Here is a 15,961-nt window from a genome sequence, read left to right on the forward strand (position 1 = left end):
AAATCAGATTATTACGTACCAATTGCCATATATTCTGTATAGAATCGGCTTTGTTGAATAAACAGATTTTATGCTACCAGCCCAGTAAAACGATTGTTTCCAGCAACGTAAAATCATGCAGTTAAGCATCATGAGAAAACGGAATGCCTGAGGTGATAAGCATTTTCTACCAAAATGGGCATAGTAAAACAGCACGATTCCCTATTATTCAACAAAGCCCCTTTCTGTGAAAGGTGAGCCACTTTTTATCAATATAGGTCAGATAGAAGAAAAATTTTTTTCGTACAGAATAACATATGATAATAAGTATTATATCATTGCAATGACAATTTTCAGACAAACTATCTTATTTATACCATTTAGGGTAAGTAACTCTACTCCTGTGACCCTTTTATACCGTTTAGTTTTTATCATGACTTGGTTTTTAATTATTTAACAAAGTATCCACAATAACAAAAATAAGGTATTTAGCTGATTTTGTGAGGGTTGTTTACATTAAATAATGGGCTAAGAAGAAAGAAGTGAATTATTGATTTCAAACAAGAGATGAGTATGGAACTGTTTAAATTCAGTGATTATTACAAATAGACTTGGTTGCATCTACTAGTAAATATCGAAATTCATCGATACGCCTTATGCTTTGCGCTGTTTTCTCACTATCAAATAGTGGGTCCTGTTGGTTTATATATAAATCAATTAACGTTAATAAGGAGTGTTCAGTAAATATTGGTTCTAAATTTAACTTATGACTTGCAAATAGATTTATGCATAATTGCTATAGATGCTATATCGCTATGATTTATTAGTTTTTTGTAATTAAATGGAGATTGTTGTTTATGTCAGTAAATTTAAGTGGTGTCGGTTATAATAATCATTCAAATGTTTTCTTCGATGAGGTGAATAATGTAAAAAATAAACAAAATGAAGCTGTTTTAGAAAAAAAAAGACATTCACATGTCGAAAATGAAACTGGAAAAAATATCCCATTAACATATTTAAATCCTCTTCAAAGTAAAGTGAGGTTTACCGTACTAGAAAAAAAAATAATAGAGGATCTTCATGATGAAAAAGAGTTGTTCTTAAAGACAAGTTATCAACACTCTAAAAAAACATTAATAGCCTCAATTAAAATTATTAATAAGTTAATGCTCGAGCCGGAGATAAACAAACGCGATCTTGGTTTGTTGTCAAAATATATTGAAAGTTTTTATCATAGAGTTGATACATCCGGTCCATATTGGAAAAAAGAAAATAATATTGTGTCTAGAACATTAAGCAAAATAGGAGACTATCTTGCTAAGACATATAATAATCTTCATGGTATATCAAATGAACCGGATAAAGAATTATCAGGTTTAACAAGTTCTTGGGTAGCAGCGATGATAGAGATGACCAAGAATAATTCCCAAGGGGATAATTCCACTATAAATTATAAAAATTTCAACGCAATATTGGAGTATCATGTTTTAAACCAAGAAAAACTATTGAACAATTATGAATTTTCTGTTAATACAGGGAAATTACTAAATTTAATTTATCATATAAGACCGGGGACACTCGATAGTCAGATATTATCTAAGAGTAAGGATGCGATAGAGAGAAATTTATTGAAACTTGTCAGTCAATCTTTAAATATTGTCAATTCAAAAAAAAACAATTTCCCTCTTTATCACATTCGTTGTGCCTTGGATGTATTGTCATCCATCATCAATTCTGAGAAGAGAAACAATCCTAAAATTAGCTTTGAAACACAAAAAAATATTGATTTTAATTTAAATAATATATTAAAGAAATATAATTCCTTACCAGCCAAAAGTGAATTGCGTGAGGAAATTAATGTTGTTTTGACTAAATTTCTAGAAGATACCGGGAGAAGTTTTGAAAAGAATGACTCGTCTATATTTTCTGGTTTTTTGAAACCTATTTTAGAAAAAGAATTCATTCCCCATGATTTCAAACTTAATAGCGGATATAGAATAAAATCTTCTTATCATTTTAATAATGAAGAGAAAAATAAACTAAATGTTATAGCAACTAAAGTTCTAAAAATTTTTCATGAATCATTCGGGGAAAAAAGTGTAAGAGATGATTATTCAAAACCATTGGAAATTATAGTGATGAAGAATAAAGATCACTACCATCGATATGGTAACTATCCTTTCCGTATAGACACAAATAATGGAGGTATTTATATTGAAGGGAATTCTAACAATCCTAATAATCAACCACGTATTTTTGTTTATATGAAAGACAATAATATTCATAATTTTGGACATGAAATTGTTCATTATCTTGATGGTAAATATAATAAGTATGGTGATGCTAATATGTTTCCTTCAGAGGAAATTACATGGTGGAGCGAAGGTCTGGCAGAGTATATATCGCATGGAAAAAAAAATGAATATGCAGAAAGTGTTTTAATGAATTGCCCGCCAGAAAATAGACCTAGCTTAAGACAAATAATTGATATAGATGGGTTTTCTGCTAATGGTCATAGTGAGAGATTATACGCCTGGCCATATTTTGTGCAAAAATTTCTCGATAGTTCACCACAACTGCGTTCTGTTCGTGGTGAATTAGTTCGCTCCCTAAGACAAGAAATTGGATCCAGCGGTGATAAACCTTCTTATTCTAGAGTTTTAAAAAACTTTGGACAAAAATACAATGAGGAGTTTTATTATTGGCTAAATCAACAGTCTAACCATTCAATAAACATAAATAGATATTCTAATCGTGGATGATTTGATTCAATGATTAAATAGAATGTTAAATAAATGATATTTTAGGTTGTGTCTCTCTGCCGCGTAATTACATGTTAAAAAGAGTGACGCAACCTAATTACGATACTTCAAAGTGATTTTTTTGAACAACAGCGCTCCCGCTATTTTTGATTTCTAAGACTTCATTGCAGAATTCAGCAAATGTCTTTCTCTTATAGGCGTTAGTTATTGATTTTCTGCTAAAAATCAACCGGCATGTTATATCGTCGAGTATAAAGCACCGAAGGAATAAGTGAAAACAACCAACTTAGTAGGATCTGAACCATGAACAAATGAAGAATTGGGTATTCGTTATAACCCCAATATTCATCGGTAATGGTGAGATGAGTCAGAATGAGGACTCCGGGAATTGTGCTGGTATATAGACTTTCATAAGCCGTGTTCGGCGAACATTGTTTGAACGCTTATTCCTAAATTTTGCGCGATAAGTGGTGATTTAGAAAACTCAGCAGCATAATTAACTATCTCTGTTTATTGTTTTTTTTGTGAAAGCAAAGCGATAGGTAATAGGCTGTGTCCCTTAATTACATAACCTCTGGTAAAACAGGCGGATGCAGCCCAGTTTCAACATTGCCAGATAATTCCTCGCCGTTTTGTCGTAACGTGTCGCAATGCGACGGTATTCTTTCAGACGGCCAAAGCACCGCTCAACAACGTTCCGATTGCGGTAGGCGTCACGATCGAGCTTTGAACGACCATCCACCGCCATTTTTTCAGTGGATTTTCGGGGGATGACAGTTTTTATACCTCTGTTTTTCAGCTCGTTACGTAATACATGCCCGGAGTACGCCTTGTCAGCGAGTACCGCATGACCACGGCGTTTCATACTGCCGTTCTGGCGTTGAACACCAATACCGTCCAAAAGACGTAGTGCAAACTGACTTTCATGAGCCTGACCGGGGCTCAACACGATGTTTAACGGAAGACCACTTCCGTCTGTAGCCATATGGATTTTGGTGCCAAAACCACCTCGAGAGCGACCCAGCCCATTATCTCCGGTGATATCGGGATGTTTTTTTGAGCACCGGCAGCACATTTCAGCGCCCTGATATTGCTACCATCCAGCGCAGTCGCTGTGTAGTGGCCAATATTAGTTGACCACTACAAATCGCTAAAGCCTGTAACAGTCAAAGATGCAATTGAGTATTGGATAAAACATTACGCAACGGACAATCGCACAGATGTTGATAAACAGTTATTACAATTAAAAAAGCATATCTACCCTTACATTGCGTATTCGCATGCGATCGATCATCGATTCGCATCTAAGGTCGATCACGTTTTCGCATCGTAATCGATCACCCGGGAACCTAACTTTTTTATCGTTTTAGCGTGTTTCTTCTGCGCTTTCCACTGCCAGGCTATTTTTCCTTAATGATTCTCCCTGAAGCTCCAATCTGTGAGAGTTGTGGATCAGCCGATCCAGGAAGGCATCTGCCGCCGTCGGGTTTTCCATCACTCCGTACCATTGCTCCACCGGCAACTGGCTGATAAGGATCGTGCTGGTTTGCCCATATCGCTCTTCCGTTATTTCCAGCAAGTCATTGCATTGCCGCGTTGTGATAACTTCAAGACCAAGGTCGTCCAAGATAAGAAACTCTATTTTTTGAAGCTGTTTCAGTTGCTTAAGCCAGCTGCCGTCCAGTCGGCCCTGCTCAAGCTGATCCAGCAGCCGACCCATGCGCCAGTATTGAACGCTTCTCTTTTGCCGGCACGCCTGCTCGCCCAGGGCACAACCTACCCAGCTTTTTCCGCTGCCAGTTGGCCCTGTTATCAGGATATTCTTGCTGTGGGTGATGTAATGCCCGTTCAGAAGCTCGCGCATCTGTTCGGCCTTTAACCCTCGGGAGACCGGATAGTACATACCCTCAGGGGTTGCACCGTGGCGCAACCGTGCCTGCTTTCTCAACCGCCCAACACGGCTGTTTTCACGATTCAGTAGCTCTTCTTCGACAAGTAACCCCAGGCGTTCTGCGAACCCCAGCTCATTGTATGTACCAGGTGCCTCACGCTGGCGTATCATGCCATCGGCCATTGCCGACAGCTTCAGCGTTCTAAGTTTGGTTAGCAGGTCATCAGTCATAACGACTCCCTTTTTCAGTGGTAATATTTTGGACCACGCAGATTCTCGTGCTCCAGTGGAAGCTGTAACTCTCTATTTCCTTTAACTGTTTCTCCGATGCCCTCCCTGTTGTGACGCAGCAGATTCTCGATAAAACGCCTTTCCGGATGGTTCAGCCCGCAGGCCTTGTCACAGGCTTTTTCCAGCCGTTCGGCACCGTATTTTTTCTGGAGCGACAGTAGGCCGAGAACAGCCCGATAAGCCTGCTCAGGATGATTCTTCGCGTTTAGCATCGCTTCCACCACCTGCCGGGTCGCCTTGCCGGTTCTCGCGGCATTATCCAGCAGCTTTTCAGGTGTCCAGCTGCTGTGCCCGCGGTGATTGACCGGCATGTGTGCCGGATTCGTGCTGTGGCTGTACTGCCGATCGCTGCGAGGGTGCTGAGCCACGCAGCGGCCCTTATGCCAGACCTGGACCAACGTCTGACCCGCTTTTACCGACAGCCTTTCACCAACCAGCTCATGGGGAACGGAGTACCAGTGGCGGTCGTATTCGACGTGATAGTCAGGAGCGACCTTCACCGCACGGTATTCGGTGTATTCATAGGGCATGGCTGGCAACGGCTGCAGGCACGGCGCATCGAGCAGCGCAAAGCGCTGCGCTCGGCTCTGGCCCCCATAACCTTTTATTGGCCGGTTATTCAGCTCGGTCATCAGCTCACTGAGCCTGACGTTGAGCGCATGCATCGTATGGAAGGTTTCATTGCGTATTCGCGCCAGGAGCCACCTTTCGACCAGCAGGACGCCGTTTTCCACTTTGGCCTTGTCTTTCGGTTTGTAGGGTCTGGCTGGCATCACTACCGTGCTGTAATGCGAGGCCAAAGACTGATAGCTGTCGTTGATGACCGGCTCGTAGCGATCTGCTTTGCTCACCGCGCTACGCAGATTATCGGGTACCAGCAGGGCTGGAACGCCGCCGAGGAAGGTCAGGCAGTGGCTGTTAGCATTCAGCCAGCTCATCATGTCCTGACCGGGGCAGGCTTCTGCATAGGTATAATTTGACGCTCCCATGACAGCGACGAAGATGGCGACCCGGCGCACATTTCCCGTATCGGGGTCGGATACCGGCACCGTGGGCCCGCAGAAGTCGATGAACAGCTTCTCACCGGCACGGTGGGTCTGGCGCATCGAGCGTTTCTGGCATTTCTTCCATTGGCGATAACAACGGCAGAACTGAGAGTAGCCCAGCGCCATTTCTCCGGTTTCGGTGCTGTATTCTATCCACAACAGCTGCCTGGTAACCCCTGGCCGTCTTAGCTCGGTATCGATATACAGCCAGTCTGGCGCGATAAGCTCCGAGGTGCGCATTCTGCGGGTGGGGAACAGCATCTTTTCCAGTTTTTCTGGCAAGAGCGCATCAGGCAATGGCCACGACAGCGATGCGGCGGTAAAACGGGAGAGCACCTCATAAACTGTGGAAGGGCTGACCCTAAGAGCAGCGGCGATGGTGCGATTAGACTGGTTGCACTCAAATTTGAGTTTGAAGATCTGAAGACAAGTCTCCATGGGACTCCTGCTTTTTCTCTTTCTGGCCATCGTTATCTCCATTTCAGTAGAAACTGCGAACGGAGAGGAGGTTAGAAGAGTTAAGTCCCGGAGTGATCGATACGACGCGAATCAGTGATCGACCTTAGATGCGAAATCGTGATCGATTGTCATGCGAATCACTGATCGATCACGATGCGAATATGCACTTACATTGGGGATATGGCTTTATCGGACTGTGAAACTCGCTATTGGCTACAATGTTTCGACCGAATGAAAAAAACGGTTCCGGTAAGCGCGGGAAAACTTCTTCAATTATGTAAGCAAGTTCTTAAATTTTGCCGTGTACGTCGATATGCCGTTAGCAATGCTCTTGATGATTTAGTCGTATCTGATGTTGGTCAGAAAGAGTCAAAGCGCGACAGAGTATTAACTGATATAGAAGTCGGTCAGCTATGGAATGCTATAAATAATACAAATTCCTTCCAGCCTTATTATTCAGCTTGGTTAAGAATATTAATAGTATTTGGCTGTAGAGGTACTGAGGCTAGATTGTCACGTTGGGATGAATGGGATTTTGATAACTGGTTATGGAAAGTCCCCAAGGGGCATAGCAAAAACGATGCTCCAATAATAAGACCAATACCAGAAAAAATCCGGCCATATATGAAAAAGTTGAGAGCCTGTAATCTAAAAACAGGATATTTATTGGGAGAAATGAAAAACCGACCAGCAGTTAGCGTATGGGGGGCTTTGTTGAATAAACAGATTTTATGCTACCAGCCCAGTAAAACGATTGTTTCCAGCAACGTAAAATCATGCAGTTAAGCATCATGAGAAAACGGAATGCCTGAGGTGATAAGCATTTTCTACCAAAATGCGCATAGTAAAACAGCACGATTCCCTATTATTCAACAAAGCCCGTATGGGGCTGTAGGGTATGGAAGACTTTAAATCACAATACCCCATGGACGCCTCACGACCTACGCCGAACGTTGGCAACCAAGATGAATGACATGGGTGTAGCTCCACATATCGTAGAGCAGCTTCTAGGCCATGCTATGCCGGGGGTGATGGGTATTTACAACCGGAGTCAGTACCTACCGGAAAAGCTCGATGCGCTCAATATGTGGGTAGATAGATTAGATGAATTGGCTAAAAAACACCCATTTATCACCTCCGAGAATAAAAAGTCAGGCTGACGAGAAAATATTTTAAACTTTTTTTCGTACAAGCATTGATGCGTCTAGAAACACCAGGAAGCATCAGGAGACATCAAATAAAATACCAAGTGAGAGTTATCCACAAACTAGCTCTCACACCTCCTATTTACTTTCCAAATTGAGGCGCTACCATGCTATCAAAACACTATTCTCAAAGAGGAAATGAAATGTCCAATAAATATGTCTATCCCACAGAAGAAGAACGCAAATTAATTTTGGATGAATTAAATGAACCCTATGACCGTCTGGTTCGCGAGGATGAGCGTAAACGCATTACATCGCTATCTCGTTCTTCGGTACACCGCATGGAATTAAAAGGGCGCTTCCCTGCTCGTCGTGCATTAACAGAAAAACATTGCGCGTGGCTGCTGAGTGATTTAATGCATTGGATGCGTAATATTCCTGAAGTTGAAAACGTGCATAACCCGTACGCCAACGCTCATAAATAATTAAGGTCTCCCAATGTTAACGATAATTTCCGGTAATAACCGGAACGGGTATCCCTACGCCTTAAATAAAGTGAGCGATATATTCCAGTGCGGCATTCCTCCGATTGAAACGGAGGGATTAATTGACTTGGGGAAGGCCAGCCAGAAAGAAGCCTTCTCCTTGGCTGGCTCATTGAGCTTAATATTTAGCTCAATCAAAGCGACAGCAACGGGCAGCGCCGGGGTCACTGTATCGATGACCTCCGGGAATTCAGTAGGTTACGGTAAATGGGAACCATGTTCTAGTTTAGCCAAAGTGAGGAAGTGTAATTTTATCAAGTGGTTAAATGATGATTCCGGCTCCCACTTTTCGCCAGAATCGGCGAAAACCCTCGTGAGTGCAAAATCTCGCCACCACCAGATCCCCATGCCGGAGGTCACTGTGACCTCTCGCAATACAATCAATGGTTTAGCATACACTCATATGGTGGGGGTCTGTGCAGACAACCTATTGAATATCAAGCCTGAATCGGCATTTGTGCAGACGACAGGCAAAGAAAAAGGGCCACGTCCGGCCCTTCTTTCAACGCTTATAATTTCTAGCCCTAGAAATTCACAGGGATTAGAACACAATTGGCTCTTGCAAGCTACCGGCAATCTGTCCTATAGTCGTCATCAGCACCCAAATAAAACGGGTGCCGGGCTTCGACTCCCGAGTACTAGAGCGGATATAAGCCATATCGTTATACACATCTTTTGGCCATTTTTTGAACAGGATGCTCAGAACCCCGTGAATTAAGGCATTCAAGCCATCCCATTGGCTTTTTGAGGTTCAAAATGCCACTCTGAGATAAACCCGTAACTCATTGATTAAACAGTGCGTTAGAACGATGTGTATAACGATATGGATATAAGCCGCTTAAACGTGCGGTTTTTTTACGTCCGTTTCCAGCGTTGTACCTCTATAATGGCGGGGTGTAACGGGGGAGCGTCCGCGCTCGCCGGGTTCTCTAGTACCGGTAGTCGAACCCTGTTACGTCTCGCCACCCCGCTTCGACTCGGGGAGCGAGATTCGCAAGAATCTACTAGAGAGGCCGCAACTATGGCTACCGCCCAAACTCGCCCCGATTTTATTGATACCTACTGGATTATCCCCGAATACTCCACCACGCCCTACGGCAAAGTGTCGCTCACACGCCAAGATCGCCGCACCTTCATCGCCCTGTTCAAAGACAGCCGCCTGATATGGGCTGGGCGTCAACCCGTGCAAGGAAGGGTCAACATCACCCCACCTTCAACCATAACGGAAATCGTTACAGTTCAGGAGGTGGCACATGTCTAACTTCGTCGCCATCCAGAACACCGCTATGCCGGTAGTCGAGTACCAAGGTAAGCGCGTCGTCACCTTCGCCATGATTGACAAAGTGCATGGTCGCCCTAAAGGGACGGCAAAGCGGGCATTCAATGTTCATCGGTCACATTTTGTTTGTGATGAAGATTATGTGCTCATTCCAGCATCTCTAAAAAACGTTTTACGTTCTTTTGGGATTTCTGTGCCTAACCGTGGGCTAACCGCTCTCACCGAGTCCGGGTATTTGATGCTAGTGAAATCATTTCGCGATGATCTTTCATGGGACGTACAGAAGCAACTGGTCAATATCTACTTCCGCCGCAACACCTTAGGCGAACTCCGTCACGTTGAGATACCCAGCCTCGAAGAGTTGCGCGAGATGGCAGAAGAGAAAGCCCAGCATATTGTCGCCAAGGCTGAAAAGGAATCCTCTCACGGGCACGGTAAACCCGGAAGTGCCGCCATGACATTACGCCGCAAGGAATTAAAGCAGATACGCCCGGCAATCAGGACATTAATTGTATTAGCTCAGACCTGATCTGACAGTTACTAGTTATTTATACAGGTGTCTGTCAGATTAAATCTGGTTCAGATTTTTTTCTGCCCAGACTCGTTTACCATCAAGTAACGTGGCCATTGGCGTACGCCCGCAGCACATTTTACCCTGATGAGTTCGCTCATTATTGTAATGCCACAACCAGTTGTCCAGATCCTTTTGTAGACTTTCTAGGTCCTCGTATAACGTCTTACGGAACGCAACCTGATAAAAATCCTGCAAAATAGTTTTATGGAAGCGCTCGCAGATACCGTTTGTCTGCGGAGACATCGCTTTCGTTTTCGTATGGTCTATATCGTTGATAGCCAAGTACAGCTGATAGTCATGTTGTTCCACTTTACCGCAGTACTCCGTCCCCCTGTCCGTCAGTATTCTTAGCATTGGCAGCCCCTGAGCTTCGTAGAACGGCAGCACGCGATCATTGAGCAGGTCGGCGGCAGAGATCGGTGCTTTACTCGTGTAAAGCTTGCAGTGCGCCACTTTCGAGTACGTATCCACGAACGTCTGCTGGTAGATACGGCCAACACCTTTCAGATTACCCACGTAGAAGGTGTCCTGCGACCCCAGATAACCCAGGTGAGCAGTCTCTATTTCACCACAGGCTTCGTCGTCGTGCGCCTTCTTCTCCAGTGCAGCGATTTGAGCATCAGTAAGTACGATGCCTTCTCTGGCAACTTTTTCCTCAAGTTCCTTCAGGCGCTTACGAAAGTTTTCCAGATCGTGTCGTTGCCAGATGGAGCGCACACCGCTGCCAGAAATGAAGACGCCTTTTTTACGCAGCTCATTACTGGTCCGGTGCTGGCCATGAGCCGGGAACTCAATGGCGTAATCAACAACCGTACGTTCAGTGGCTTCATCAGCACGGTTTTTCAGGTTGGGAACCCGGCGGTTTTGGTTAACCAGAGCGTCAATGCCGCCTTCTGCCGCCAGTTCCTGATAGCGATAAAACGTGTCGCGTGACACACCCATGATTTTACAGGCTTTTGATACGTTACCGAGTTCTTCGGCGAGATTGAGCAGGCCGGCTTTGTGTTTGATGATGGGATTGTTAGTATGAAGCATGAGAGTTACCTCGTGTTTTGTATAAGGATTCGACACCCATATCAAAACCGGTAACTCTCAACCTTTCAAGGTCCAGTGTCAGATCAAGTCGCGACTAATACAAATAATTTATAAAATTATGATTGTTTATCACAAATTTACTTGGTGATTATATACATTGTTTCAATGGTTAAATTTTGATGGTCACGATATACTGCCCCAATGACAAAATCTTCATTATCCCAACATGATTCACTGTTCAAAAAGTTCCTTGGCGATATTGCTGTAGCTAGAGACTTTTTGGAGGTACATTTGCCACCTCATCTTCGAGAGCTCTGCGATTTCAGCACTCTTGCTATGGAGTCCGGCAGCTTTATCGAAGACGACTTGCGCACCCAGTGTTCAGATATGCTTTACTCGATAAAGACTATGACGGGCCACGGTGGTTACGTTTATTGTCTTGTCGAGCACCAGAGCCGCCCTGAAAAACTAATGGCGTTTCGCCTGATGCGGTATGCGGTGGCAGCGATGCAGCGGCATATTGAGCAAGGTAACAACACCTTGCCGGTAGTCATCCCGATCTTGTTCTATCAAGGCGCTACGTCACCTTATCCTTATAGCACGCACTTCCTGGACTGTTTTGCTGATCCAGGATTGGCAGCTACAGTGTATCAGCAAGCATTCCCACTGGTTGATATTACCACGATACCGGATGAGGAGATCCTGACCCACCGACGAGTCGCACTCCTGCAACTTGTACAAAAGCACATCCGAACGCGCGATATGTTGGAACTTGCCGTAGAATTAGCTACTCTAATAGAAAAATGGCAGTATTCCAAAGAACAATGCAAGAGTTTATTATATTATATAGCTAAAGCAGGGAATACAATTGATGGCGAGGGATTCATCCGAACCCTTGCGGAAAAAGCACCGACTTACCGAGAGGATTTTATGACGATTGCAGAACAGCTTGAGGCTAAAGGCCGCGAGAAAGGCAAACATGAAGGCTACCAGCTAGGCCGACAGGATGGGGTTAACGAAGGCAAGCAAGAAGCTACTCGCCAACTGGCAAGACAGCTTCTATCTGATGGTGTAGCGAGAGAAAATATTAAACGCTATACCAGTCTTTCAGATAGTGAACTAGATAAACTATGAGAAAGAAGCTATACTCAAAATACTTTAAGATACAGTCGTTTATACAGTAGAAGGCGTGAGGAGTCAGGCTATCTAGTTTCCCCTATTCCTACATCTTAAAGTTGATTGAGTGTGTTTTTATTTGAATATTAAAAAATAAACAAAAATTAATATTGCTATATTAAGTATGTGGTTTATTACTTTTTTAATTATTTGTATTAGTCGCGACTAATACACCTGAGGCCGCATGAAATAGAGATCACAGTCGGTGAGATTTGCTGTTTTTTTCAGCACAAGAGGGAGTGAAATCATTATTCGTGGGCTAATCGACTGATTTTTGAACGACTTTGCTGAATTCAGGCAGCTCTTCCCTGCATTACATCACGTAACGCATTCGCGCTATTTCCACTGCGTTAGCAACCAGATCCTTTGTTGCCAGCCCATACAAGACCCGCTGATAGACCATTTTTCCGCCACACAAAATACATTTAAACGGGTCCGTATTGAGCAGTGCTTGGCTGAGGCTGGAAAATGTCACTACTTTTACAGGTTTGTTTTCTTCCTGACTCAGTGCCTTTTTTACCTTCGGCAATAATGTTCTAACCACTCGGTTCGCCAGAAAACCAAAGTACCGCACCATCCGAAAGTGTTTTTCCGGGATATGCTTAATCAGTCGTAAAATCAACTCACGTTGTGGTAATTCCAAATTTTCATGATGATTTGTGCGATGGTTAAGAAAACGTAGAGTTATACGGGAGCCGCCGTCATAGTGGGCCAAACGACAACCTGATACCGCTGGCTTTTTCAAATAGCGTCCCAGATATTTTGCAGTCCGCCACGCATTTTTTGTCGGTTTGTAGTGGTCAACTAATATTGGCCACCGCATTAGACTGTATGTAGAACAGTCGCTCAGATTCGTTTGGAGTTAAGCCGCCGTTATACCAGTGAGGCCGGATAGCGCTGTAATACCCCGTGATGTAGCGGATAATCGCGTCCTGGGCTTCGCTGAAGCTGTTGTAACCCTTTGTCGGCACCCATTCTGTCTTCAGGCTGCGGAAGAACCGCTCCATTGGCGCATTATCCCAGCAGTTACCCCGCCGACTCATACTCTGCTTTATCCGGCAGCGCCACAGGGCTTGCCGGTATTGACGGCTGGTATAGTGGCTGCCCTGGTCGCTGTGGAACATGACTCCTGTTAGTTGTCCCCGGAGTTCCCAGGCCATCTGCAACGCTTTAACTGTCAGCGCCGAGTCCGGCGACGTCGACATGGCCCAGCCCACCGGTTTGCGGGCGAACAGATTTAGCACCACCGCAAGGTAAGCCCAGCATTTGCCCGTCCAGATGTAGGTCACATCGCCGCACCAGACCTGATCCGGCGCGGTAACCGCGAACTGGCGGTTGAGATAGTTCGGTATTTCAACGTGTTCATTGCCGCCGCGTTTGTATTTGTGAGCCGGTCGCTGGCAGCTGGCGATACCCAGCTCCTTCATCAGCTTGCCAGCCAGCCAGCGCCCCATTTTGACACCGGAGCTGCCGGTGACGATGGTCGCGATACTTCGAGCGCCGGCAGAGCCGCCGCTGGCGTTCCAGGCTTCCATGACGCGGCTACACTTAACCACGCGCTCACCGTCGGGTTCATTAGCGGAAGCCTGCCAGTGCCTGTAGCTGCTGCGATGTACCTCAAAAGTTTGGCACAACGCCGTGACCGGGTATCGCGCCCTCAGCCTGTCGACTACCGTGAACCGTTGAGTGAGTCCGACATTAAGAGCGCCGTAGCCTTTTTTAGGATTTCGTTCTCCATTTCAAGGCATTGGACTTTTTTCTTCATCTCACGCAGCTCGAGCTGTTCAGGGGTAAGAGGAAGTCCCGTTGGCGTTTTTCCCTGTCGTTCAAGGCGAAGCTTATTGACCCAGCGACTAATGGCAGAATGGCTGACATTAACCGCCTCTGCGGCCTTAACGTATGTGTAGCCGTGGTCGACAACCAGCTTTGCGGCTTCGAGCTTAAATTCCGCCGTAAAATGTTTACCCATGAGGTCACCTGTCGTGTTGATGAGGTGAGCATATCACCTCCGATCAGGTGGCCAGTATCAGTGTGCCACTACAATGCGAAAACGTGATCGACCTTAGATGCGAATCGATGATCGATCGCATGCGAATACGCACAAAGGACGGGGAATCGCTCTGGTCAGCCGCGCCATGAGCGTGTCGCGTGCGCAGCTGTCACTGCGGGTTAACCGTTCTGCCGACTGGCTGGACAGGCGCAGCAACCGGCGTAATGACGAAGCTGATGCTGAGATATTATCGGACATCCTCCGTATCATCAGCGACATGCCCAGTTACGGTTACCGCCGAGTGTGGGGTATCCTGCGTAAGCAACGTCGTGCAGAGGGACTTCCACCGGTGAACGCCAAACGGCTTTACAGGATAATGAGCGAGCATAACCTGCTGTTGTTGCATGATAAAACTGAACGTCCGAAGCGGGAGCATAAAGGCAAAATCGCGGTAGCAGAGAGCGATATGTGCTGGTGCTCAGATGGCTTCGAGTTCGGTTGTGACAACGGCGAGAAGCTGCGGGTGACGTTCGCACTGGACTGCTGCGACCGGGAGGCCATAGACTGGGCAGCGAGCACCAGGGGTTATGACCGTTCAACCGTGCAGGATGTGATGCTGAGGTCGGTGGAAAAACGCTTCGGTAGCGCGCTGCCGGATAAACCAGTGCAATGGCTGACGGATAATGGTTCAGCGCACACAGCGCATGAAACGCGGAAGTTCGCCAGAGAACTGAATCTGGAGCCCTGCACAACAGCAGTGAGCCGTCCACAGAGTAACGGCATGGCAGAACGCATCGTGAAGACGATGAAGGAAGATTACATCGCCTTCATGCCAAAACCCGATGTGCGAACAGCGCTGAAGAATCTTGCAGCGGCGTTCAATCATTACAATGAAAACCATCCGCACAGTGCGCTGGGATACAACTCCCCAAGAGAATATCGGCGCCAGCGGGCATCGTTAACTTAAGATACAAAAGCTGTCCGGAGATGGTGGGTCAAGATCACATTGTTCTTTGGAATACTGCCACTTTTCTATTAGAGTTGCTAACTCTGCGGCAAGTTCCAACATATCTCGCGTTCTGATGTGCTTTTGTACGAGTTGCAGGAGTGCTACTCGGCGGTGCGTTAGGATCTCCTCATCCGGTATCGTGGTAATATCAACTAGCGGAAATGCTTGCCTATAGACTGATTCGGCCAGTTCAGGGTCAGCAAAGCAATCGAACCATTTTGTGCTGTAGGGGTAGGGTGATGTGGTGCCATGATAAAACAGGAGGGGGATTACGACAGGCAAAGAGTCATTGCCTTGTTCAAGATGCCGCTGCATGGCTGCCACACTGTACCGTAAAAGCCTGAATGCCATTAGCTTTTCAGGGCGGCTCTGGTGCTCGACTACTGTGTATATATAACCTTTCCCCGAATTCGTCTGCACAGAGTAAAGCATATCTGAACACTGGGTACGCAAGTCATCTTCGATAAAGCTACCTGATTCCATTGCAAGAGTGCTGAAATCGCAGCGCTCTCGAAGATGAGGTGGCAAATGCACTTCCAGAAAGTTCCGAGCTACAGCAATATCGCCAAGAAACTTTTTGAACAGTGAATCATGTTGGGATAGTGAGGATTTTTTCATGAGTGTAGTATACCGCGTTAAGGGGATAGTCTACCATTGAAATTACTGAACCTCTAATAAGCCGGATCGCTTCTGATGGATGTTAGCAACAGCTATCTAGCATTGACTGAGTTTTTAACTTAGTAAACTGTTGATTGTTGAATTATTTTAGCTGCATAATGC

The 15,961-nt window shown here is 45.3% G+C and carries 12 protein-coding genes and 5 pseudogenes; 10 read left to right on the top strand and 7 right to left on the bottom strand.

From position 1 onward, the window contains the following. Positions 1-836: 836 nt before the first annotated feature. Entirely contained in the window at positions 837-2,741 is a 1,905-nt protein-coding gene (locus ACWWJF_RS26405) for a collagenase (RefSeq protein WP_455871373.1), read from the top strand. Positions 2,742-3,300: 559 nt separating this feature from the next. Here ACWWJF_RS26405 and ACWWJF_RS26410 read toward each other — a convergent pair. Further along, a pseudogene (locus ACWWJF_RS26410) lies at positions 3,301-3,857 on the bottom strand (IS5 family transposase); the annotation flags it as partial. 28 nt (positions 3,858-3,885) lie between these two features. On the opposite strand from ACWWJF_RS26410, the pseudogene ACWWJF_RS26415 reads away from it, so the two are divergent. After that, a pseudogene (locus ACWWJF_RS26415) lies at positions 3,886-4,011 on the top strand (integrase); the annotation flags it as partial. A gap of 96 nt (positions 4,012-4,107) precedes the next feature. On the opposite strand, the gene istB reads toward ACWWJF_RS26415, so the two are convergent. Together istB and istA are read right to left on the bottom strand one after the other, a co-directional pair. Then, positions 4,108-4,863 carry an IS21-like element helper ATPase IstB gene (gene istB, locus ACWWJF_RS26420; protein ID WP_455871374.1) on the bottom strand — a complete coding sequence of 252 codons (756 nt, stop codon included), beginning with the start codon at positions 4,861-4,863 and terminating at the stop codon, positions 4,108-4,110. A 14-nt stretch (positions 4,864-4,877) separates the two neighbouring features. Continuing rightward, positions 4,878-6,407: an IS21 family transposase gene (gene istA / locus ACWWJF_RS26425; RefSeq protein ID WP_455870264.1), complete on the bottom strand. Its 1,530-nt coding sequence runs from the start codon at positions 6,405-6,407 to the stop codon at positions 4,878-4,880. Positions 6,408-6,659: 252 nt separating this feature from the next. Between istA and ACWWJF_RS26430 the strand changes: the two genes are divergently transcribed. The 6 genes and pseudogenes from ACWWJF_RS26430 (at position 6,660) to ACWWJF_RS26455 (ending at position 9,926) form a co-directional block, all read left to right on the top strand. After that, positions 6,660-7,214, top strand: a complete 555-nt coding sequence (locus tag ACWWJF_RS26430) for a tyrosine-type recombinase/integrase (RefSeq protein ID WP_455871375.1) — start codon at positions 6,660-6,662, stop codon at positions 7,212-7,214. A 98-nt stretch (positions 7,215-7,312) separates the two neighbouring features. Next, a pseudogene (locus ACWWJF_RS26435) lies at positions 7,313-7,588 on the top strand (tyrosine-type recombinase/integrase); the annotation flags it as partial. 152 nt (positions 7,589-7,740) lie between these two features. Then, on the top strand, positions 7,741-8,058 hold the full coding sequence (locus tag ACWWJF_RS26440; protein WP_455871376.1) for a helix-turn-helix transcriptional regulator: 318 nt from the start codon (positions 7,741-7,743) through the stop codon (positions 8,056-8,058). A gap of 13 nt (positions 8,059-8,071) precedes the next feature. Next, the gene (locus ACWWJF_RS26445) at positions 8,072-8,836 is read left to right on the top strand and encodes a hypothetical protein (RefSeq protein ID WP_455871377.1); all 765 of its coding nucleotides are present in this window, start codon (positions 8,072-8,074) and stop codon (positions 8,834-8,836) included. Between the two features lie 303 nt (positions 8,837-9,139). Continuing rightward, the gene (locus ACWWJF_RS26450) at positions 9,140-9,379 is read left to right on the top strand and encodes a hypothetical protein (protein ID WP_455871378.1); all 240 of its coding nucleotides are present in this window, start codon (positions 9,140-9,142) and stop codon (positions 9,377-9,379) included. Then, on the top strand, positions 9,372-9,926 hold the full coding sequence (locus ACWWJF_RS26455) for an ORF6N domain-containing protein (RefSeq protein ID WP_455871379.1): 555 nt from the start codon (positions 9,372-9,374) through the stop codon (positions 9,924-9,926). Before ACWWJF_RS26450 ends, ACWWJF_RS26455 begins: the two co-directional genes overlap by 8 nt. Before the next feature lie 39 nt (positions 9,927-9,965). Here ACWWJF_RS26455 and ACWWJF_RS26460 read toward each other — a convergent pair whose 3' ends face one another. Next, entirely contained in the window at positions 9,966-11,006 is a 1,041-nt protein-coding gene (locus ACWWJF_RS26460) for an IS481 family transposase (protein WP_455871380.1), read from the bottom strand. 201 nt (positions 11,007-11,207) lie between these two features. Between ACWWJF_RS26460 and ACWWJF_RS26465 the strand changes: the two genes are divergently transcribed. Further along, on the top strand, positions 11,208-12,140 hold the full coding sequence (locus ACWWJF_RS26465) for an Rpn family recombination-promoting nuclease/putative transposase (RefSeq protein WP_455871381.1): 933 nt from the start codon (positions 11,208-11,210) through the stop codon (positions 12,138-12,140). Between the two features lie 355 nt (positions 12,141-12,495). Here ACWWJF_RS26465 and ACWWJF_RS26470 read toward each other — a convergent pair whose 3' ends face one another. Next, a complete protein-coding gene (locus tag ACWWJF_RS26470; RefSeq protein WP_455871382.1) occupies positions 12,496-12,927 on the bottom strand; it encodes a transposase in 432 nt (143 codons plus the stop codon). A 55-nt stretch (positions 12,928-12,982) separates the two neighbouring features. Beyond that, positions 12,983-14,151, bottom strand: a protein-coding gene (locus ACWWJF_RS26475; RefSeq protein WP_455871383.1) for an IS3 family transposase whose coding sequence is annotated in 2 segments (ribosomal slippage) — positions 12,983-13,896 and positions 13,896-14,151 — 1,170 coding nt in all. Because the reading frame shifts where the segments join, the coding sequence is not laid out codon by codon here. A gap of 133 nt (positions 14,152-14,284) precedes the next feature. On the opposite strand from ACWWJF_RS26475, the pseudogene ACWWJF_RS26480 reads away from it, so the two are divergent. Next, a pseudogene (locus ACWWJF_RS26480) lies at positions 14,285-15,139 on the top strand (IS3 family transposase); the annotation flags it as partial. Between the two features lie 42 nt (positions 15,140-15,181). Here ACWWJF_RS26480 and ACWWJF_RS26485 read toward each other — a convergent pair. Further along, a pseudogene (locus tag ACWWJF_RS26485) lies at positions 15,182-15,799 on the bottom strand (Rpn family recombination-promoting nuclease/putative transposase); the annotation flags it as partial. Positions 15,800-15,961 lie beyond the last annotated feature (162 nt).

This window comes from Symbiopectobacterium sp. Eva_TO (assembly GCF_053848865.1).